The following is an 18,756-nucleotide window of genomic DNA, read 5'->3' as shown; positions in this document are numbered from 1 at the left end:
CACAGCCATCGCCAGGAAGCAGCCCGAGGGCGGCCAGGCCCCGATCGTCCAGCGCATCCGCCTGCGGTACACGAAGCGCGGCCCGCTGCGCTTCACGAGCCACCGGGATTTCGCGCGTGCCTTCGAACGGGCCATCCAGCGGGCCAACGTGCCGATCGCCTACTCGCAGGGCTTCTCGCCGCACCCGAAGATCTCCTATGCCTCGGCCGCGCCGACCGGTGTCGCCAGCGAGGCGGAGTACCTCGAGATCGGGTTGAACGCGACGGTCGACCCGGTGGAGCTGATGTCGGCGCTCAACGCCGCGCTCTCGCCGGGGCTCGACGTGATCGAGGCGGTCGAGGCCCCCGTGGGCGGTCTCAGCCTCGCTGACCGGATCGAGGCGTCGCGGTGGCGGCTGGAGCTCCCGGGCGTGTCGGACGACGCCCTGGCCGGGGCGGTGAAGGCCTTCGTCGCGGCCGACGAGGTGCTGGTCGAGCGGCTCACGAAGCAGGGTCGTCGGACCTTCGACTCCCGTTCGGCGGTGCTGCTGATCGAGGCCGTTTCGGCACCTGACGGGGTCGGGGTGGGTGAGTGTGCGATACTCGACCTTGTCGTACGGCAGGTCACTCCGGCCGTAAGACCCGATGACGTCCTCTCCGGGCTGCGCGTCGTCGCGGACCTGCAGTTGCCGTTGCCCCCGAGGGCGACGCGACTAGCGCAGGGCACGTTGACACCGCAGGGAGAGATCCTGGATCCGCTCGTCGCGGACCACGGGACGGCGTTGTCGAGCGAGCGTTAGCCCCGGAAAGGCGAGCGGTCGACCGCTGACTTAGGCGTGTTGTCCAATACCGGATATATATGCCGAGTTTTTACCTATGAGCAGCCCTGCGTGGCAGCGTTCGACGCGCCCGGGGCCTGCCAGAACTGGAGAACGTCCGGATGCTCGAAAACGAGCCCGCCGAGGCCGCGGAGAACGCGGTCACGGCTGACAGCACCGCACCTCCCGCCGAGTCGCCAGACGAGGCCGAGGCACCGGTCACCCGCCGTCGCACCACCCGTCGCCGGGTGGTGGAGACCGAGGAGGGGGAGCCCGCCGCGCCCCGCCGCCGTCGTCGGACCAAGACGGATGTGGTCGACGCCGATGACGTCGCACCCGTCGACCCGGTGCACCCCGAGGCAGCCGTCGACACCGACGACCAGCAGCCTGAGCTGGATGCCGAGGAGGAAGACGAGGCCGAGGCGGTCACCGCCGAGGAGCCGGTCGTCGAGGAACCCGTCGAGGAGCCGCGCGGCCGCCGCCGCGCCGTCCCGCCGGTGGTCCTCTTCATGGCCCCCGAGCTGCCGTCGGCCGAGCAGACCGCGGCCGAGGAGCCGCTGAGCCGTCGCCGCCGTCGTGGCACCACCCAGATCGAACCCGTCGCGCCCGCCGTCGAGGAGGCGCCCGAGGCTGAGGCCGACGAGACCGCCGAGGAGGCGCCGGAGCGCACCAGCCGCCGCCGCCGTCGCGGCAGGGCCGCGGCCGAGCCCGTCGAGGCAGAGGCGACCGAGGCCGAGTCCGAGCAGCCCGAGGCGAGCGACTCCGACGACGACGAGCTCGACGAGCACGGCCGTCGCCGTCGCCGTCGCGGCCGCCGTGGGCGTGGCCGTGGCCGTGGTGGCGAGGACGACATCGACGCCGTCGAGTCCGCCGAGCCCGGGGAGGACGGCGAGGAGCCGGCCGAGGGGGATGGCGAAGACGAGGACGGCGACGAGCCGTTGACCCGCCGTCGCCGCCGTCGCCGCCGCAAGGGCAGCGCCGAGGGTGGCGCCGAGGCAGCGGAGGACGACGGCGTACACACCGTTGTCAAGATCCGTGAAGGCCGCAAGGCCTCCGACGAGGTGCAGGGCGTCACCGGCTCGACCCGGCTCGAGGCGAAGCGTCAGCGCCGCCGCGACGGCCGTGAGCAGCGCCGGACCCGGCCGCCGATCCTGACCGAGTCGGAGTTCCTCGCCCGCCGCGAGGCTGTCGACCGGGTCATGGTCGTCCGGCAGAAGGGTGACCGGACGCAGATCGGCGTGCTGGAGGACGGCGTCCTCGTCGAGCACTACGTGACGCGGTCGAGCGCGACCACGATGGTCGGCAACGTCTACCTGGGCAAGGTGCAGAACGTCCTGCCGAGCATGGAGGCCGCCTTCGTCGACCTCGGCCGGGGCCGCAACGCCGTGCTCTACGCCGGCGAGGTCAACTGGGACGCGGCCGGCCTGGAGGGGCGCTCGCGCTCCATCGAGCAGGCCCTCAAGGGCGGCGACTCGGTCCTCGTGCAGGTCACCAAGGACCCGATCGGCCACAAGGGCGCGCGGCTGAGCAGCCACATCGCGCTCTCCGGCCGCCACCTCGTCTACGTGCCCAACGGCACCGCGTCGGGCATCAGCCGCAAGCTCTCCGACGTCGAGCGCAAGCGCCTGCGCGACATCCTGAAGAAGATGGTCCCCGAGGGCGCGGGCGTCATCGTGCGCACCGCCGCCGAGGGCGCGAGCGAGGACGAGCTCGAGCGCGACGTGCTGCGCCTGCAGGCGCAGTGGGACGAGATCCAGACCAAGTCGACCCAGGGCGGTGCTCCGGCGCTGCTCTACGGCGAGCCCGACCTCATCGTCCGGGTCGTCCGCGACCTCTTCAACGAGGACTTCAAAGAGCTCGTCATCCAGGGCACCGACGCCTACGAGACGGTCGAGGGCTACCTCCGCCACGTCTCGCCGGACCTGGTCGAGCGGGTCAAGCGCTACACGGGTGTCGCGGACATCTTCGCCACCTACCGGGTGGACGAGCAGATCCTCAAGGGCCTGGACCGCAAGGTCTACCTGCCCTCCGGCGGTCACCTCGTGATCGACCGCACCGAGGCGATGACCGTCGTCGACGTCAACACCGGTAAGTACACCGGTGCGGGCGGCAACCTGGAGGAGACGGTCACCCGCAACAACCTGGAGGCGGCCGAGGAGATCGTGCGCCAGCTGCGGTTGCGCGACCTCGGCGGCATCGTGGTCATCGACTTCATCGACATGGTGCTGGAGAGCAACCGGGAGCTCGTGCTCCGCCGGTTGACCGAGTGCCTGGGCCGCGACCGGACCAAGCACCAGGTCACCGAGATCACCTCGCTCGGCCTCGTGCAGATGACGCGCAAGCGCATCGGTGCCGGGCTGCTGGAGGCCTTCAGCGAGACCTGCGAGCACTGCAAGGGACGCGGCGTCATCATCCACACCGAGCCGGTGGCGGAGAAGAAGTCCAACGGCCCCGTCGTCGAGAAGGTCAAGGAGATCGTCGCGACCGGCCCGCGCCACGACGACGACCCGGCCGGCGAGGACGACGAGGACGGTCCCGACGGCCCCGAGGACGAGACCGCCGAGGGCGACGAGGACGGCGAGCGCGCCGGTCGCCGTCGCGGACGTCGCGGTGGGGCTCGTCGGCGTACGCGGCCCTGACCTGCTTCGATCGGTCAGCGACCGGGATCGGCGGACCGTTCGAGGTGTGCCGATGAGAGTGACGTGCGAGGCTGTGCACCGGCCCGGGAGACCGGGCCGGTGACACTCCTCGGCAGAAAAGGAACCTCTCGTGCGACGTGCTCTCGTCGTCGTGGTCCTCGGCGGCGCCCTCCTCACGGCTGCCGCATGCGGAACCTCGACCGATAACAACGCCACGCCGTCCGCTTCGGCGACGGCTGCCGCCTCCGCGCCCGTCGGCCGTTCGGCGAAGGACGCCTGCGACGCCATCGACCCGGAGAAGGACCCCAACCACAAGGCCTTCACCGATGAGTACGGCAAGATGATCGCCGCCCGGGTCCTGGGCGACAAGGCGGCGACCACGGCTGCTCAGGCGAGTGCCGTCACCGCGCTGCGGAAGCTGGCCGACGGTGTTCGGGCGGTCGCCGACGACACCGCCGATGCCGAGATCAAGAAGAGCATCACCGAGGTCTCGACGAAGATCTCGGCGAGTGCGGCCGACACCGCCTTCTTCACCGGCCCGAAGACCATCGCCGACATGGAGAAGGCGCTGACCACCGCCTACCTGAACTGGTATACGCCGATCATCGCCGCCTGCTCCTGATCCACCCCTCATCCCTCCTGGAACGGAACACCATGCGACGCGTCATCGCCCTCATGGCACTGGTCGGCGCCCTCTTCACGGCGTCCGCCTGCAGCGCCGAGCCCGACCCGGCCGCCTCACCCTCCGCGACCGCCGCCGCGGGCGGCAAGACCAACAAGGAGGTCTGCGCGAGCCTCGGGCCCAAGGTCACCGCGTGGGCCACCGACATCTCCGGTCTCAAGGAGGTGACGAAGGAGAGCACCGCTGCCGAGAAGGAGGCCTTCTTCACCGGCTTCAACGCCGCCACGCGGCGGCTGATCGAGTCGCTGCTGGCGGCGAGCGCCGAGGCGTCCGACAAGGCCTTCCAATCGGCTCTGAACGGGCTGGTGGCGTTCCTGGAGACCGGCAGCAAGACCTTCACCGCGGAAGCGATCGCCAAGGGCGCGAAGAACCCCTACGAGGGGGCCGAGTTCGAGGCGGCCGCGGGGGAGCTCGACAAGTACTGCTCCTGACATCGCTGTGGGTGACCCGGCACACCCTGAGGGTGCCGAGGCCCGGCCCGGTTTGGGGTCCGGGCGGATGATGGCGTAATCTTGCCTGCGGTGCCCTTCCGGGCGCTGGATGTTGGCGTGCGCGCCGCCTCAGCGAGGTGGCCAGACGCCGCGAACATAGGAACCATCCGCCACCAAGCAGCGCCGTTACACGAGGCCTGCGTGAGCTTTGACAGGGAGCCGCGTCCCATGTACGCGATCGTCAAGACCGGCGGCAAGCAGTACAAGGTCGCCGAGGGCGACGTTATCGAGGTCGAGAAGCTCGTCGGTAAGCCCGGCGACGCGGTGGCGCTGGCAGCGGTGCTCCTCGTCAACGGCGACGACCTGGTGACCGACGCGGCGAAGCTTGCCAAGGTAGCGGTGTCGGGTGAGGTTGTCGCCCACACCAAGGGCCCGAAGATCCGGATCCACAAGTTCAAGAACAAGACCGGCTACCACAAGCGCCAGGGTCACCGTCAGCCGCTGACCCAGGTCAAGGTCACCGGCATCTCCACCGGGAAGTAGGTCAGCGACCAATGGCACATAAAAAGGGTGCGTCCAGCTCGCGCAACGGTCGTGACTCTGCGGCTCAGCGGCTCGGCGTGAAGCGCTTCGGCGGTCAGGTCGTCAGCGCAGGCGAGATCCTCATCCGCCAGCGCGGCACCAAGTTCCACCCGGGTGACCTCGTCGGTCGTGGTGGCGACGACACGCTCTTCGCGCTCGCTGCGGGTGCGGTTCAGTTCGGCACCAAGCGCGGTCGCAAGACCGTCTCGATCGTGCAGGCCTGATAACTAGCTAACACCGACGGCGGGCCGGGACGTGAGTCCCGGCCCGCCGTTGTTTTGGTTGTAGCGGGGTGCGCTGCACTCCGATGTTGAGAGGATGAGATCGTGGCTACGTTTGTCGACCGGGTGGTCCTGCACCTGCAGGCGGGGGACGGCGGGCACGGCTGTGTCTCGATCCTCCGGGAGAAGTTCAAGCCCTTCGGCGGTCCGGACGGGGGCAACGGCGGCCACGGCGGCAACATCCTCGTCGTCGTCGACCCGGCCGCGCACACCCTGCTGGACTTCCACTTCCGCCCGCACATCAAGGCGACCAACGGCACCGGTGGCGCCGGTGGCAACCGGGACGGCGCCAACGGCGGCGACATGGTGCTGAAGGTGCCCAACGGCACCGTCGTGCAGACGATGGACGGTCAGGTCCTCGCCGACCTCGTCGGTGTCGGCACGACCCTGGAGGTCGCCCGTGGCGGTCGTGGGGGCCGCGGCAACGCCGCGCTCGCGAGCAGCCGCCGCAAGGCGCCGGGCTTCGCGGAGTTCGGTGAGCCGGGCGAGCGGATGGACGTCGTGCTGGAGCTCAAGAGCGTCGCCGACGTCGGCCTCGTGGGCTTCCCGAGCGCCGGCAAGTCCTCGCTCATCTCGGTGATCTCCGCGGCGAAGCCGAAGATCGCGGACTACCCGTTCACCACCCTCGTGCCCAACCTGGGTGTCGTGCAGGCGGGCGGCGACACCTTCACCGTCGCCGACGTGCCCGGCCTCATCCCGGGTGCGGCGACGGGCAAGGGCCTGGGCCTGCAGTTCCTGCGGCACATCGAGCGCACCGCGGTGCTGGTGCACGTCGTCGACACCGCGACGCTGGAGCCCGATCGCGACCCGGTCGCCGACATCGAGGCGCTGGAGGCCGAACTCGCCGAATACGGCGGCCTCGGCGACCGCCCCCGCATCATCGTGCTCAACAAGATCGACGTGCCGGACGGCCGCGACCTCGCCGACATCGTCGAGCCCGACCTGGAGAAGTTCGGCTGGCCGGTCTTCCGGGTGAGCGCGGCGACCCGCGAGGGCCTGCGCGAGCTGATCTTCGGGATGGCGAAGCTCGTCAACGAGCACCGCCTCGCCACCCCGATCCTCGAGCCCAAGCGCATCGTCATCCGGCCCAAGGCCGTCGACGACGCGGGCTTCACGATCGAGCAGGACGAGGAGGAGGTCTTCGTCGTGCGCGGCGTTCAGGCCGAGCGCTGGGTCCAGCAGACCAACTTCGACAACGACGAGGCCGTCGGCTACCTCGCCGACCGGCTCGCCCGTCTCGGCGTCGAGGCCGCGCTGGAGAAGGCGGGCGCGGTCCCCGGCGCGCCGGTGCGCATCGGCATCCGCGAGTTCGACTGGCAGCCGACGATCTATGCAGGCAAGGAGTACGTGCCGGGCAACCGCGGCACCGACATCCGGCTCGACAGTCTGACCCAGTCCAGCCGCGCCGCGACGGCCGACCGGCTCGCCGCCCGGAAGGAGCGTCGGGTTCACCGCGAGTACGAAGCCGAGATGGCCGCGAAGGCAGATGTCGTGGACGAGTCGGACGAGTGAACGGCGTGATCGAGTGAGTGTGCGTACTCGGAAACAGGGTCGAAATATCCGCTGGCTAGCGTCGCGCGGGTGTTGATCCAGAACCGGGAAATAACCCACCCCGATGTCACAACATTGGTGTGGGCCGCCGAAGAGGAGTTGCTCAGCCGCTACCCGGACGAGCAACTGTCACCCTTGGACCCCGCCGCCAGGTTCGTCGTCGCCTATGTCCTCGGCGAGCCGGTGGGCTGCGGCGCATACGTCGCCGTCGACCCTGCGGCCGCAGCCACCCCCACGGCAGAGATCAAACGCATGTGGGTACGCCCTGCGAACCGCAGGACCGGGGTCGCCCGCCGCATCCTGACCGCCCTGGAGCGGCGCATCGACGCGGCGGGCTTCACGACCGTCATCCTGGAGACCGGCGTGCTCCAGCCCGAGGCGATCAGCCTCTACGACTCCTTCGGCTACCTGCCGATGGAGCCCTACGGGGAGTACGTCGACAATCCCGACAGCCGGTGCTTCACCAAGAAACTCCCTTCATAGGCACAGGCCTATGGCGTTCTTCGCCCGGGACACAGTGGCGTGTGCCCGCGCGGAGGCGTGCGACAGCCCGCTGCTGAGGGCGTCGGTGACCGCTTCGGCCGCCAGCTCGTCGTGGGCCTTGCGGATCGGTGCGAGCAGCTCGATCACCGCCTCGGCGACCGCGGCCTTGAGGTTGGCGTACCCGTCGAACTCTGGTGCCGGCCCGCCGGTGACCGCGGCCAGGATCTCCCGCAGGTTCGCCACCCCCGGTGGCGTGGTGACCGCGCGCCGGATCTTGTGCCGGGTGACCTCCGGCGGATCGAGCAGGTAGAGCGTGCCGTTCGGCGACGACGAGCTCTTGCCCATCTTGCGTTCGGGCTCCTGCAGATCCATCAGCCGGGCGGCGAGCGTCGGCGTGACGCCCACCGGCATGGTGAAGGTCGGCCCGTAGCGGTCGTTGAAGCGGCGGGCGATGGTCCGGGTGAGCTCCAGGTGCTGCGACTGGTCGTCGCCGACGGGTACCTCATGCGTGTCGTGCAGCAGGATGTCGGCGGCCATCAGCACCGGGTAGGTCAGCAGGCTCAACCGCACCTGCTGCTGCCCGGATGACTTCTCCTTGAACTGGATCATGCGTTGCGCCTCGCCGAAGCCGGTGGTCGCCTCCAGGAGGTAGTGCAGCTCGGTGTGGGCGCTCAGCGCCGACTGCAGGTAGATCGGCGCGGTGACACCGCAGGCGAGCAGAGTCGAGGCGACCTCCATCGTCAGCGACCGCAGCGTCGCAGGATCGTGCTCGACGGTGAGCGCGTGCAGGTCGGCGATCATGGCGATCGATTCGGTGCCGGGCCGTGCGGAGGCGATCGGCCTGATCGCGCCGAGGTAGTTGCCGAGTTGGAGGTGGCCCGTCGGCTTGAAGCCGGTAAGGCGTCGGATTTCTGACATTTGAGCGCTCCTTGACGGAAGTGGCCGCCATTGTCCGAGCGCACACGAAAAAGGCCGCCCGGTCAGGGACGGCCGCGAATATGAAGACGCGAAACGAGGGGCCGCCCGTCAGGGGGCCTGCCAGCTCTGGGAGCACACGCTTCGCATGACGCCAAACGTAACACGATCGACGGAGACGGTCGGTCGCATGATCGGACGAGCGTCCGAAGAATAGATGCTGCTGGCCCCTCCCACTCCGGCTCGGATGTAGTTACATATAGACGGCCCCGGGGACGAGAGGAGTCAGATGTGGTGATTATGCAGCGATTCAGTCTTCTACTGGAGGATCTGCCCGATAGGCCGCAATGTGATGCGGTCGCCGAGCAGTTCGGCGACACGGGCATGCGGTATTACCACGAGGCCGGCATCGGGCTCATTTCGGTGGAGCGGAAATCGTCCAGCCTGGGCGAGGCGATCACCGAAGCGATCCGCGATGTCGAGACGATCGGCCTGCGCCCGGTCGGCGTCGCGCAGGACGATGAGGCACGCCCGGTGGTCGCCACCGCCGCGTGCCTCGCACTCGAGCTGCGTGCCTTGGCACTGACGCGGTCCGACCGGACCGCGATCACCCAACTCGTCAACGCATAGGGCGCTCCGGCGACCGGTGACCGGCACGGCGTTCACCGCCGTCGCGGGCGTTCCCCGCGCGAGACGGCGAGCAACGCCACCGGCTACCGGCTGACGGGTGCGCTCAGCCCGCAGGCGCTGCGACGGGTCGTCACCGGCACCCAGCCGGTCCCGGCCCACCGACGCCCTTCCAACCAGCGGTTGTCCGACCCGTGAAAGACCAGGTTCGGTGGTCCACCGCGGCTCGCTGACCGGCGGTCACACCCCATGTGACACGTCATCAGGCGAGTTAGCGGTGGATCACCCGACCGGGCATGATGGTGGCCATGCCGAGCCTGACCCATGCCGAGGCGATCACCCGCGCCGAGCTCATCCACGATCTGGACTACGAGCTCGATTTCGACCTGACCGGTAGCCGCACGTTCCGTGCGACGACGGTGCTTCGATTCCGCGCGGCGACCCCGGGTGCCGAGACCTTCGTCGAACTCCTGCCGACCCGCGTGATCAGCGCCACCCTCAACGGTGAGCTGCTGGAGGGCTTCGACGACGGCCGGCTCGTGCTGCGAGATCTCGCCGAGACCAACGAGGTCGTCGTCGTCGCGGAGTACGACTACTCCAACACCGGCGAGGGTCTGCACCGGTTCGTCGATCCGGCCGACGGCAACGTCTACGTCTACGCGCAGCCCTCGATCGCCGAGGCGCCCCGCTTCATGGCCTGCTTCGACCAGCCCGATCTGAAGGCGCCGGTCACACTGCGGGTCACCTGCGATCCGAAGTGGATCGTGCGGGCCAACGGCGAGGGGACCGCCACGGCACCCGGCCGCTGGGAGTTCGAGCAGACCAAGCCGCTCGCGACCTACCTGATCACCCTGATCGCCGGGCCCTATCACGAGGTCCGCACGGAGCACGACGGCATCCCGATGGGCCTTTTCGCCCGCGCCGCGTTCGCCGCGCACCTGGAGAACGACGCCGAGGAGATCTTCGAGATCACCCGCGCCTGCCTCGACCGCTATCACGAGCTCTTCGGCGTCCGGATGCCGTTCGGCAAGTACGACCAGGCCTTCGTCCCGGAGTTCTCGTGGGGTGCGATGGAGTTCCCCGGCCTCGTCGTCTTCCGCGACGAGCTGATCTTCCACGCCGCCGTCACCGACACCGAGCGCCTCGACCGGGCCGCGATCATCGCCCACGAGATGGCGCACATGTGGTTCGGCGACCTGGTGACGATGCGCTGGTGGGACGACCTCTGGCTGAACGAGTCCTTCGCCACCTACATGGGCTACCGGATGGTCGCCGAGGTCACCGCGTGGCCGCAGTCCTGGACCCGCTTCGGCGTCAACCGCAAGACCTTCGGCTACGCCGCCGACCAGCGCCCGTCCACCCACCCGATCGCGCCGAAACTCGTCACCGATGTCGACGCCGCCTTCGCCAACTTCGACAGCATCTCTTACGCCAAGGGCTGCTCGTCGCTGCGGCAGCTCGTCGCCTGGCTGGGCGATGAGGCATTCTTCACCGGCCTGAAGGCCCACTTCGAGAAGCACGCCTGGGGCAACGCGACCCTCGACGACCTGCTCGAATCGCTCTCCGCGTCGAGCGGCCGCGACCTGTCCGAGTGGGCCCGGGTCTGGCTGCGCACCCCGCAGGTCAACACCCTCACCCCTGTCGTGACCTGGGATGACGCGGGCCGCTTCGCCTCGGTCGCCGTCCGGCAGACCGCCTCGGCCGAGTTCCCGACGCTGCGCCCGCACCGCATCGGCATCGGCTGGTTCGACGAGACGGGCGTCTGGCAGCGGACCGAGGTGGACATCGACCCGGCCGCCGACGGCGGTCTCACCCCGGTCCCGCAGCTCACCGGCGTCTTCGGCCGCGGGCTCCTGCTCAACGACGGTGACCTCACGTTCGCCAAGATCCGCCTGGACGAGCGCAGCCGTGCCGACCTGCCCAGCCTCCTCGTGGACCAGCCCGACTCGCTCGCCCGCGCGCTGATGTGGAACAGCGCCTTCGACGCCGTCCGCGACGGCGAGTGGCCGGGCGACGAGATGATCCGGGCGGCGGCGGTCGCGCTGCCGCACGAGACCGAGGTCGCCGTCTTCGAGTCCGTCTTCCAGCTCCTGCGCAGCCACGTGGCGACGCAGTTCGTCGCCGCCGACCGGCAGGATGCCGCCGTGCGCCAGCTCGGTGAGGCCTGCCGGGCCGCCATGACCGTCGCCGAGCCGGGCAGCTCCCGCCAGCTCGCCGCAGCCCGGAGCTTCATCTCGTGCCTCGACTCGATCAGCGAGGCACGGGCCTGGCTCGCCGGTGTCGGGCTGCCCGACGGGCTCGTCGTCGACTCCGAGCTGCGCTGGTCGCTGCTGCTGCGCCTCGGCGTACTCGGCGATGTCTCCGACGCCGAACTCGACGCGGCGCTCGCGGCCGACCAGAGCGCGCGGGGAGTCGAGTCCGCGACGAAGATCCGGGCGGCCCGCCCCGACGCGGCGGCGAAGGCCGCGGCGTTCGAGATCATCGTCTCGGACCGCACGCTCTCCAACCGCCAGCTCGCCGCGACCGCGGCCGGCTTCTGGCGCCCGGAGCACGCGGAGCTCACCGACCCCTACGTCGGCCGCTTCTTCGCCGAGATCGGCGCCACCGCGCAGTGGCGTGCGGGCCAGCTGCTCAACCTGATCGGCGAGGCCGCCTACCCGACCTATGCCGTGGCGCCATCCACTGTGGAGGCGGCCGATCGGATGATCGCCGCCGGCGGGCTGCACCCGATGCTGGAGCGGGTCATCGTCGACGAGACCGATGACATGCGCCGGGCCGTTGTGGCGCAGGCCAGATGGGCATAGCGGCCGGGCGGCGCAGAGTAGGCTATTGATCATGGCGAAACGACCGTCCCGGCCCGGCAAGGCGACCGCCGTGCCGGGCTCCGGGGCGGCCGGAGCGGGCCGCCGGATCGGCATCATGGGCGGCACCTTCGACCCCGTCCACCACGGCCACCTCGTCGCCGCCAGCGAGGTCGCCGGCCGGTTCGAGCTCGACGAGGTCGTCTTCGTCCCGACCGGCGATCCATGGCAGAAGGCGGGCAGCCGGGTGACGCCCGCCGAGGACCGCTACCTGATGACCGTCATCGCCACGGCGAGCAACCCGCGTTTCGCGGTGAGCCGGGTCGACATCGACCGCGACGGGCCGACCTACACCGTCGACACGCTGCGCGATCTGCGCGATGTCTACGGCGCCGGAGCGAAGCTCTTCTTCATCACGGGTGCCGACGCGCTCTCCAAGATCCTTTCGTGGAAGGATGCCGAGCACCTCTTCGAGCTCGCGCACTTCGTCGGCGTGACCCGGCCGGGATTCACGCTCTCGGATTCCCACCTGCCCGCCGACGCGGTGAGCCTGGTGCAGGTCCCGGCCCTGGCGATCTCGTCGAGCGACTGCCGGGCGCGGGTGGCGGGCGGGCAGCCGGTCTGGTACCTCGTTCCGGACGGAGTGGTCCAATACATAGCAAAACGACACCTGTACCGCTAGGTCTCGACAGTGTCATGCCGCACGGTGGCGCGTTACTCTGCGGCACCTGTGCCGGATTTGTGAGACGCTGGACTCCTGCCGAACGAGGAGAGTAACCAGGTGCCAGCAACCGAGCGCGCCGTTGAGCTGGCGTTGGCCGCAGCTCAGGCCGCAGCCGACAAGAAGGCCGAAGACATCGTCCTGCTAGACGTGGCCGACCAGTTGGTGATCACCGATGCGTTCGTGCTCGCGTCGGCGCCCAACGAACGCCAGGTCCTGTCGATCGTCGACGCCATCGAGGACGCCCTCCTGCAGTTGCCGGAGAAGGCCAAGCCGGTGCGGCGCGAGGGCGAGCGGTCCGGCCGATGGGTGCTGCTGGACTACATCGACATCGTGGTCCACGTGCAGCACACCGAGGAGCGCGAGTTCTACGCGCTCGACCGGCTGTGGAAGGACTGCCCCCAGATCGAATTCGTCGACCGCGACCTCGCGGACGCGGCGTGACCTCGGGCGCCGTCGACCTCGCCGGGACCCGCCTGATCATCTGGCGGCACGGCAACACGGATTGGAACGCGGGCAACCGCTTTCAGGGCCAGCTCGACATCCCGCTCAACGAGCTGGGTCGGGCCCAGGCACAGTCGGCTGCCGCCGTCCTCGCCGAGCTCCATCCGGACGCCATCGTCACCAGTGACCTGCAGCGGGCCGCCCATACGGCGGCGGCGCTCGCCGAGCGCACCGGGCTGACCGCACACCGGGACGCCCGCCTGCGCGAGCGCCACTTCGGCGCGTGGGAGGGGCTGACCCGCGAGGAGATCCAGGAGCGGTCACCGGCCGGCTTCGAAGCCTGGCGCCTCGGCCAGCCGCTCGTCGCCGACGGCATCGAGCGCGCCGAGGACCTGCTGAAGCGGGCGCACGAGGGCCTGGTCGCCGCTGCCGAGCGGGCACCCGGCGGCACCGTCGTGGTCGCCACCCACGGTGGCACGGCCCGGTGGGCGATCGCCGCGATGCTCGGCTGGCCCGAGGAGGTCATCGCGGGCATCGGTGTCCTGGGCAACTGCCACTGGTCCGAGCTGCGGTTCTATCCGCGGACGGGCTGGCGGCTCACCGCGCACAACCGTTTCGCCTGAACGATCACCGACAGCGCGAATCGGCCTCACCGGGAGCGCTCCCGGTGAGGCCGATTCTGTGGTGCGGGTAAAGCTTCCCGATCGCCGCAACTCTTCAAGAGGTGGTTCGGGACCACCTCTTGAAGAGTTGCGGTGTCTGCCGGTGGCGACCCGCCCGTTGCCGCCGGCTGGTCCGGGCTAGTGCGTCAGTCCCAGGGCGCTGGCGGCCGCGTGACCGTTGGCGTGGCTGGCGCCGTATGTCGTGACGAACGCCTTCGCCCCCTCCGGCCGCCAGGAGGCCGGCCAGCCCATCTCGACCACCGCGGTGGGGTGCGTCGCCGCCAGCTCCTCCACGAGCTCGCGGGAGGCCGTGCTGCGGTGCGTGTGTCGGCCGACGATGACGATCGGGCGGCCGGCCGCCTCGGCGACGAGGGCGCCGGCACTCGTCTCGTCGGAGGCGATGTGCACGTAGGCGGTGCCGTTGGTGTGCGGCTTGAGGCCCCACGGCACCGGTCCCTCGGCGACGCTGTGGCCCGCCGAGAGCTGCACGACCAGGGGCGAGTCGAAGCCCTTGACGGACCCCTCGATCCGGATGGCGCGAGCTGCGGCGGCGTAGCCGAGGTCCTCCTCGACCGCCTTGCCGACCGTGCCGTTGGTCCACGCGGCCAGGTCGGCGTTGCGGGCGGCGGCGTCCTCCACCCGGGCCAGGTCGAGCCGCCCGTCGGTGATCGCGGAAACGATCTCGGCCGCGATCAGCTCGATCAGCGCGCCGTCCACGTCCGAGCCGATGCAGAGCAGGTCGGAGCCCGCCTGCAGCGCCCGCACGGCGGCCGGTGCGATGCCGCCCGCGGCGGCCGCCGCGCCCGCCATCTCCAGCGCATCGGTCATGATCACGCCGGTGAAGCCGAACTCGTCGCGCAGCACGTCGAGAAGCATCCGGCGGCTGAAGGTCGCGGGATCGTCGCCCGTCAGCGCCGGTACGCGGATGTGCGCCGTCATGATCGACTTGGCGTCGGCGGCGACGACGGCGGCGAAGGGCGGCAGCTCCCGGGAGCGGAGCAGCTCCTCGGTGATGTCGACCGTCGGCAACCCGTGATGCGAGTCGTCGATCGTCGCGCCGTGGCCGGGGAAGTGCTTGGCGCACGCCGCGACACCGGCCGACTGCAGGCCCACCACGGCGGCGGCCGCATGACCGGCGACCTTGACGGGGTCGTCGCCGAAGGACCGCGTACCGATGATGGGGTTGTCTATCGCGACGTTGACGTCGACCGTCGGCGCGAGGTTGACGTTGATGCCGACGCGGACCAGATCGTGGCCGATCGCCTGGTAGACCCGGCGGGTGAGGCCGAGGTCGCCGATCGCGCCGAGTGCGGCGTTGCCCGGGTAGGGGCTGCCCGTCGCGTGGCTGAGCCGGGTGACGTCGCCGCCCTCCTCGTCGGTGGCGATCAGCAGGTCGGGGCGCGCCGCCCGCAGCTGCGAGGTCAATCGAGCCACCTGATCGGGGGAGTCGATGTTGTAACCGAAGAGGCAGTAACCGGCGAGCCCGTCGGTGACGAGATTGACGGCCCATTCCGGCGCCGTGTGGGCGGCTCTGTTGGCCACGCCTGCGCCGATGGCGACCCCGTCCGCGGTGCGGCCGCCGAAAGCGCCCAGCAGCGTCCTGAGGGCCAGCCTGCGGAGGCCCGGGTCGATCGTCATGAGCATCCTCCCAAGAAGGGTTCCTGCACTTTAAGTCAGCGCGTGTCCGGCGTTAGGGGGACTACCCGAAATGCCCGGGGGTCGTACGCTACCGCCAGTGGTTAAGCATTACCAATCTAATAAGAAACTTTACTAAAAACCAGTGCCACACACATATTAGGGGACATGAATGTCTTCCGCTCGCCTGCCCGGAACGCCGCGTTTGCTGCGCGCGCTCAATGACCGTGCCGCCCTGGAACTGCTGCTGGAGTTCGGCCCGCTCACCCGCTCGCAGCTGGGGGAGCGCACCGGGCTCTCGAAGGTCACCGCATCGCAGCTCGTCGAGCGGCTGGAGGAGCGTGGGCTGGTCCAGCGCGTCGGTGAGCAAGCCGGTGGGCGTGGGCCCAACGCCCAGCTCTATGCCGTGACTCCATCGAGCGCCTTCGTCGTCGGCGTTGACGTCGGGCCAGACCATGTTATCGCCGTCTGCGCCGACATCACGGGTGCGATCGTCGGCCGCGCCGAACACTCCACCCACGACACCGACGACCCGGTCGGCGTGGTGCACAACGCCGTCCTCGAAGCCGCAGCCCAGGGCGGTGCCAGCCTCGCCGATCTGCGGCGGATCGTGCTCGGTACGCCGGGCCTCGTCGACCCCGCGACCGGTGACATCGCCTTCGCCTGGGACCTGCCCCGCTGGCACCGGGGACTGCTCGCCGCCCTGCGCGAGGACCTCATCCCGGATGTCTTCTTCGAGAACGACGTCAACCTCGCCGCGCTCGCCGAGTCGCACGACGGCGCGGCCAAGGACGTCAAGGACTTCGTGCTCGTCTGGGTCGACCGCGGTGTCGGCCTCGCCATCGTGCTCAACGGCCGTCTGCACCGGGGCTCGGCCGGAGCGGCGGGTGAGATCGGCTACCTGCCGGTGCCCGGTGCCGAGCTGCCCCGCGATGTCAGCAAGCGCGGCAAGGGCGCCTTCCAGCAGATCGCCGGTGCCGACGCGGTCCGCCAGGTCGCCCGCGAGCACGGGTTCAAGGGCGCGACCGCCGGTGACGCGGTGCGGGCCGCCATCGCTGCGGGCACCAAGGGCGGTCCCGTCCTGGACGAGCTGGCCCGGCGGCTCGCGCTCGGTGTGGCCGCGGTCGGTGTCGTGCTCGACCCGCCGCTGATCGTGCTCGCCGGCGAGGTCGGCTGGGCCGGTGGCACGCCGCTCGCCGAGCGCGTCCAGCACGAGGTCGCGGCGATCACCCCGGTCTCGCCGAAGGTGGTCGTCTCGGCCGCTGCGGCGGAGCCGGTCCTGCGGGGAGCGCTGCTGACGGGCCTCGACGCGGTCCGCGACCAGGTCTTCGGCTCCACAGTGGAGTAACCTCCCTGAATTTTAATGCTGGACACGCCGCCCGGCGTGCAACAAAGGTCAGGGTCAACTCGACCCTGACCTTTGTTGCAGTTATCGCGGCGTGTCCAGCATTAAAATTCAGGCGATGTCGCGGCGGCGGAAGTGGAGGAAAGCCCCACCCGCCAGGACGGCCAGGATCACCCCGAAGACAGCCAGCGAGGTTGGCCAGGTGATCACGCCGTCGCAGCTGCTGCCGCCGCCGAAGCCGTCGTCGGCGCAGAATCCCCGGTAGTAGGTGTACTTCTCGGCCATCCAGGCGATCACGTAGCTGCTGAGGAACCACGGGTCCTGCGAGCGGGTGTTCAGCACCTCCATGACGATGCGGGCGCCCCCCTCCCAGACCACCGCGTACGCCGTGAGCACCCCCAGCGACGCGGCGGTGTGCCGGCCGATCACCGCGATGGAGAAGGAGATCGCGGTGGCGATCAGCGCCAGTGCGATCCCGCGCAGGCACATCAGACTCAGCCGGCCCCAGAACCCGTCCTCGATGACGCCCGGGAAGCCGTTGGTCTGCCCGAGCGTCCAGAACGTCCCCACGTAGAGCAGGGTGAACAGCACCGAGAAGACCCCGACGGCGCCGAGCAGGACCGCCAGCTTCGCGCCGAGGACGCGCAATCGCTGCGGTCGCCACAGCAGCAGGTTGGTGAGCCCGCCGCTGGACATCTCCGCGCCGATGAAGGTGGCGCCGATGAGGAAGCCGAACAGCGCCAGGTAAGCGGCGAGGAACCCGATCAGGACGAAGATGACCCGGCGGAAGACGAGCGCGTCGTAGAGGAAGTCCTCGACCTTGATCTTGTCGACATCGACGTAGCAGCGGTTGGGATCCTGCGGGAACTGCTCGCGGATCTCGTTCGGCGTCTCGGGCTTCTGCGCCGCGAGGCACTGGCTCTGCCAGGTCGTGAGGTATTCGCGCTGCTGGCGCGCACCCTCCTGAGCCTGCTGCCACTCATAGGCGGTGGGCTGGTGGGTGCTGGCGACGGTCACGGCGGTGGTGATCGCGAAGACGACGAAGAGCAGCGCGGTGAGGATCTGCACGAACCGCCGCGAGGCGAGGCGGCTCAGCTCGGCCTTGATGAGGTTCACGCGGACTCCCCGGTGGTGGTCTCGTCGCTGATGTCGATGACCTGCCCGGTGCCGGGCGGGTCGTTGACCTGGCGGGTGACGCCGGGCGTCGGGCGGGTGCCGGTGAGGTCGAGGAAGACGCTCTCCAGGTCGGGGGTGATCGGCGTGAGCTCGGTGACCCAGATCCCGGCCTTGCCGAGCACCTCGCTGATCCGGGCCGGGTCGGCGATGCCGCCGACGACGATGTGTCCCTCGCCCGCCACGATGCTGCCGCCGACCGCCGTGAGCAGGTCGATCGTGCGGGGCAGGTCGGCCGCGCCGACCCGGAACTCGCCCTTGGCGTGGCTCGCCAGCACCTCCGCCACCGGACCGGCGACCACCCTGCGCCCGCGCGAGACGATCGTCACGGTGTCGCAGATCAGTTCGATCTCGGCGAGGATGTGGCTGGATATGAGCACCGTCACACCGCTCGCGGCGAGACCGCTCACGAGCGTGCGCATCTCGTGGATCCCGGCCGGGTCGAGCCCGTTGGCCGGCTCGTCCAGGATCAGCAGCTCGGGCGACTTGAGCAGGGCGGATGCCACGGCGAGCCGCTGCTTCATGCCCAGCGAGTAGGTCTTGACCCGGTCGTCGGCCCGATCGCGCAGGCCTACCTGTTCCAGTGCCGAGTCGACCATCTTCGGTGGCACCCCGCCCGCGGTCGCGAGCAGTCGCAGGGTCCGCCGACCGGTGAAGTTGCCGAAGAAGGCGGGGCTCTCGACGATCGCGCCGACCCGGTGGGCCACCTCGGCGTACTCGTCGGAGGGTTTGCCGAGGATGCGCATCTCGCCTTCGTCGGCGCTGACCAGCCCCAACAGCGTACGCAGGGTGGTGGTCTTGCCGGAGCCGTTGGGCCCGAGGAAGCCGTGCACCTGCCCGGCCTCGACGGCCATGTCGAAGCCGTCGAGGGCGGTCTGCCGGCCACGGCGCAGGCTGCTGAAGGTCTTGCGCAGCCCGGAAATCTCAATGACGACTGTCACATCGCGAAGGTAAGCGACACGACCCTCACGTGGGGGGCGCCCGGTAG

18 protein-coding genes are annotated in these 18,756 nt (G+C 69.9%); 14 read left to right on the top strand and 4 right to left on the bottom strand.

What is annotated here, in order from left to right; all coding sequences use genetic code 11:
• The first annotated feature begins 61 nt into the window (after nucleotides 1-61).
• From F4553_RS15670 to F4553_RS15635, 8 genes are all read left to right on the top strand, one after another.
• Nucleotides 62-778, top strand: coding sequence for a TIGR03936 family radical SAM-associated protein (locus F4553_RS15670; protein ID WP_221470216.1), 717 nt, complete (start codon nucleotides 62-64; stop codon nucleotides 776-778).
• Nucleotides 779-918: 140 nt separating this feature from the next.
• The gene (locus F4553_RS15665; protein ID WP_246466358.1) at nucleotides 919-3,435 is read left to right on the top strand and encodes an Rne/Rng family ribonuclease; all 2,517 of its coding nucleotides are present in this window, start codon (nucleotides 919-921) and stop codon (nucleotides 3,433-3,435) included.
• Nucleotides 3,436-3,565: 130 nt separating this feature from the next.
• Entirely contained in the window at nucleotides 3,566-4,057 is a 492-nt protein-coding gene (locus tag F4553_RS15660; RefSeq protein WP_184836704.1) for a hypothetical protein, read from the top strand.
• A 32-nt stretch (nucleotides 4,058-4,089) separates the two neighbouring features.
• Nucleotides 4,090-4,548 carry a hypothetical protein gene (locus tag F4553_RS15655; RefSeq protein ID WP_184836701.1) on the top strand — a complete coding sequence of 153 codons (459 nt, stop codon included), beginning with the start codon at nucleotides 4,090-4,092 and terminating at the stop codon, nucleotides 4,546-4,548.
• Nucleotides 4,549-4,776: 228 nt separating this feature from the next.
• Nucleotides 4,777-5,091, top strand: coding sequence for a 50S ribosomal protein L21 (gene rplU, locus F4553_RS15650; protein WP_184836699.1), 315 nt, complete (start codon nucleotides 4,777-4,779; stop codon nucleotides 5,089-5,091).
• A gap of 11 nt (nucleotides 5,092-5,102) precedes the next feature.
• The gene (gene rpmA / locus F4553_RS15645) at nucleotides 5,103-5,354 is read left to right on the top strand and encodes a 50S ribosomal protein L27 (RefSeq protein WP_184836698.1); all 252 of its coding nucleotides are present in this window, start codon (nucleotides 5,103-5,105) and stop codon (nucleotides 5,352-5,354) included.
• Between the two features lie 102 nt (nucleotides 5,355-5,456).
• Nucleotides 5,457-6,923 carry a GTPase ObgE gene (gene obgE / locus F4553_RS15640; RefSeq protein WP_184836696.1) on the top strand — a complete coding sequence of 489 codons (1,467 nt, stop codon included), beginning with the start codon at nucleotides 5,457-5,459 and terminating at the stop codon, nucleotides 6,921-6,923.
• A gap of 69 nt (nucleotides 6,924-6,992) precedes the next feature.
• The gene (locus tag F4553_RS15635; RefSeq protein WP_184836694.1) at nucleotides 6,993-7,445 is read left to right on the top strand and encodes a GNAT family N-acetyltransferase; all 453 of its coding nucleotides are present in this window, start codon (nucleotides 6,993-6,995) and stop codon (nucleotides 7,443-7,445) included.
• On the opposite strand, the gene trpS is transcribed toward F4553_RS15635, so the two are convergent.
• On the bottom strand, nucleotides 7,440-8,363 hold the full coding sequence (trpS, locus tag F4553_RS15630) for a tryptophan--tRNA ligase (RefSeq protein WP_184836692.1): 924 nt from the start codon (nucleotides 8,361-8,363) through the stop codon (nucleotides 7,440-7,442). The genes F4553_RS15635 and trpS overlap by 6 nt on opposite strands.
• A 297-nt stretch (nucleotides 8,364-8,660) precedes the next feature.
• Between trpS and F4553_RS15625 the strand changes: the two genes are divergently transcribed.
• The 5 genes from F4553_RS15625 to F4553_RS15605 all read left to right on the top strand — a co-directional run bounded on the left by F4553_RS15625 (nucleotide 8,661) and on the right by F4553_RS15605 (nucleotide 13,576).
• A complete protein-coding gene (locus tag F4553_RS15625; protein WP_184836690.1) occupies nucleotides 8,661-8,990 on the top strand; it encodes a hypothetical protein in 330 nt (109 codons plus the stop codon).
• Between the two features lie 305 nt (nucleotides 8,991-9,295).
• The gene (pepN, locus tag F4553_RS15620; RefSeq protein WP_184836672.1) at nucleotides 9,296-11,791 is read left to right on the top strand and encodes an aminopeptidase N; all 2,496 of its coding nucleotides are present in this window, start codon (nucleotides 9,296-9,298) and stop codon (nucleotides 11,789-11,791) included.
• Nucleotides 11,792-11,822: 31 nt separating this feature from the next.
• Complete coding sequence (gene nadD / locus F4553_RS15615; protein ID WP_281395017.1) at nucleotides 11,823-12,470, top strand: nicotinate-nucleotide adenylyltransferase; 648 nt, start codon at nucleotides 11,823-11,825, stop codon at nucleotides 12,468-12,470.
• 99 nt (nucleotides 12,471-12,569) lie between these two features.
• Entirely contained in the window at nucleotides 12,570-12,953 is a 384-nt protein-coding gene (rsfS, locus tag F4553_RS15610) for a ribosome silencing factor (RefSeq protein ID WP_184836668.1), read from the top strand.
• The gene (locus F4553_RS15605) at nucleotides 12,950-13,576 is read left to right on the top strand and encodes a histidine phosphatase family protein (RefSeq protein ID WP_184836666.1); all 627 of its coding nucleotides are present in this window, start codon (nucleotides 12,950-12,952) and stop codon (nucleotides 13,574-13,576) included. Before rsfS ends, F4553_RS15605 begins: the two co-directional genes overlap by 4 nt.
• A gap of 177 nt (nucleotides 13,577-13,753) precedes the next feature.
• Here the strand turns inward: F4553_RS15605 and F4553_RS15600 are convergent, their stop codons facing one another.
• A complete protein-coding gene (locus tag F4553_RS15600) occupies nucleotides 13,754-15,253 on the bottom strand; it encodes a glycoside hydrolase family 3 protein (protein ID WP_184836664.1) in 1,500 nt (499 codons plus the stop codon).
• A gap of 169 nt (nucleotides 15,254-15,422) precedes the next feature.
• On the opposite strand from F4553_RS15600, the gene F4553_RS15595 reads away from it, so the two are divergent.
• Nucleotides 15,423-16,598: an ROK family transcriptional regulator gene (locus F4553_RS15595; protein WP_184836662.1), complete on the top strand. Its 1,176-nt coding sequence runs from the start codon at nucleotides 15,423-15,425 to the stop codon at nucleotides 16,596-16,598.
• 108 nt (nucleotides 16,599-16,706) lie between these two features.
• Here F4553_RS15595 and F4553_RS15590 read toward each other — a convergent pair whose 3' ends face one another.
• Nucleotides 16,707-17,711, bottom strand: a complete 1,005-nt coding sequence (locus F4553_RS15590; RefSeq protein ID WP_184836660.1) for an ABC transporter permease subunit — start codon at nucleotides 17,709-17,711, stop codon at nucleotides 16,707-16,709.
• The gene (locus F4553_RS15585; protein ID WP_184836658.1) at nucleotides 17,708-18,709 is read right to left on the bottom strand and encodes an ATP-binding cassette domain-containing protein; all 1,002 of its coding nucleotides are present in this window, start codon (nucleotides 18,707-18,709) and stop codon (nucleotides 17,708-17,710) included. The genes F4553_RS15590 and F4553_RS15585 overlap by 4 nt, the downstream gene beginning before the upstream one ends.
• Between the last annotated feature and the right edge of the window lie 47 nt (nucleotides 18,710-18,756).

The organism is Allocatelliglobosispora scoriae (assembly GCF_014204945.1).
In the GTDB taxonomy this organism is placed as follows: Bacteria; Actinomycetota; Actinomycetes; order Mycobacteriales; family Micromonosporaceae; genus Allocatelliglobosispora; species Allocatelliglobosispora scoriae.
The sequence above is the reverse complement of the archived record's forward strand: the minus strand, read 5'-3'. Positions and strand labels throughout refer to the sequence as shown.

Bases quoted from the DNA above. Each gene is read 5' to 3' on its own strand.
- F4553_RS15665 (WP_246466358.1), top strand. From the start codon at position 919: ATGCTCGAAAACGAGCCCGCCGAGGCCGCGGAGAACGCGGTCACGGCT.
- F4553_RS15655 (WP_184836701.1), top strand. From the start codon at position 4,090: ATGCGACGCGTCATCGCCCTCATGGCACTGGTCGGCGCCCTCTTCACG.
- rplU (WP_184836699.1), top strand. From the start codon at position 4,777: ATGTACGCGATCGTCAAGACCGGCGGCAAGCAGTACAAGGTCGCCGAG.
- rpmA (WP_184836698.1), top strand. From the start codon at position 5,103: ATGGCACATAAAAAGGGTGCGTCCAGCTCGCGCAACGGTCGTGACTCT.
- trpS (WP_184836692.1), bottom strand. From the start codon at position 8,363: ATGTCAGAAATCCGACGCCTTACCGGCTTCAAGCCGACGGGCCACCTC.
- F4553_RS15625 (WP_184836690.1), top strand. From the start codon at position 8,661: ATGCAGCGATTCAGTCTTCTACTGGAGGATCTGCCCGATAGGCCGCAA.
- pepN (WP_184836672.1), top strand. From the start codon at position 9,296: ATGCCGAGCCTGACCCATGCCGAGGCGATCACCCGCGCCGAGCTCATC.
- nadD (WP_281395017.1), top strand. From the start codon at position 11,823: ATGGCGAAACGACCGTCCCGGCCCGGCAAGGCGACCGCCGTGCCGGGC.
- F4553_RS15600 (WP_184836664.1), bottom strand. From the start codon at position 15,253: ATGACGATCGACCCGGGCCTCCGCAGGCTGGCCCTCAGGACGCTGCTG.
- F4553_RS15595 (WP_184836662.1), top strand. From the start codon at position 15,423: ATGTCTTCCGCTCGCCTGCCCGGAACGCCGCGTTTGCTGCGCGCGCTC.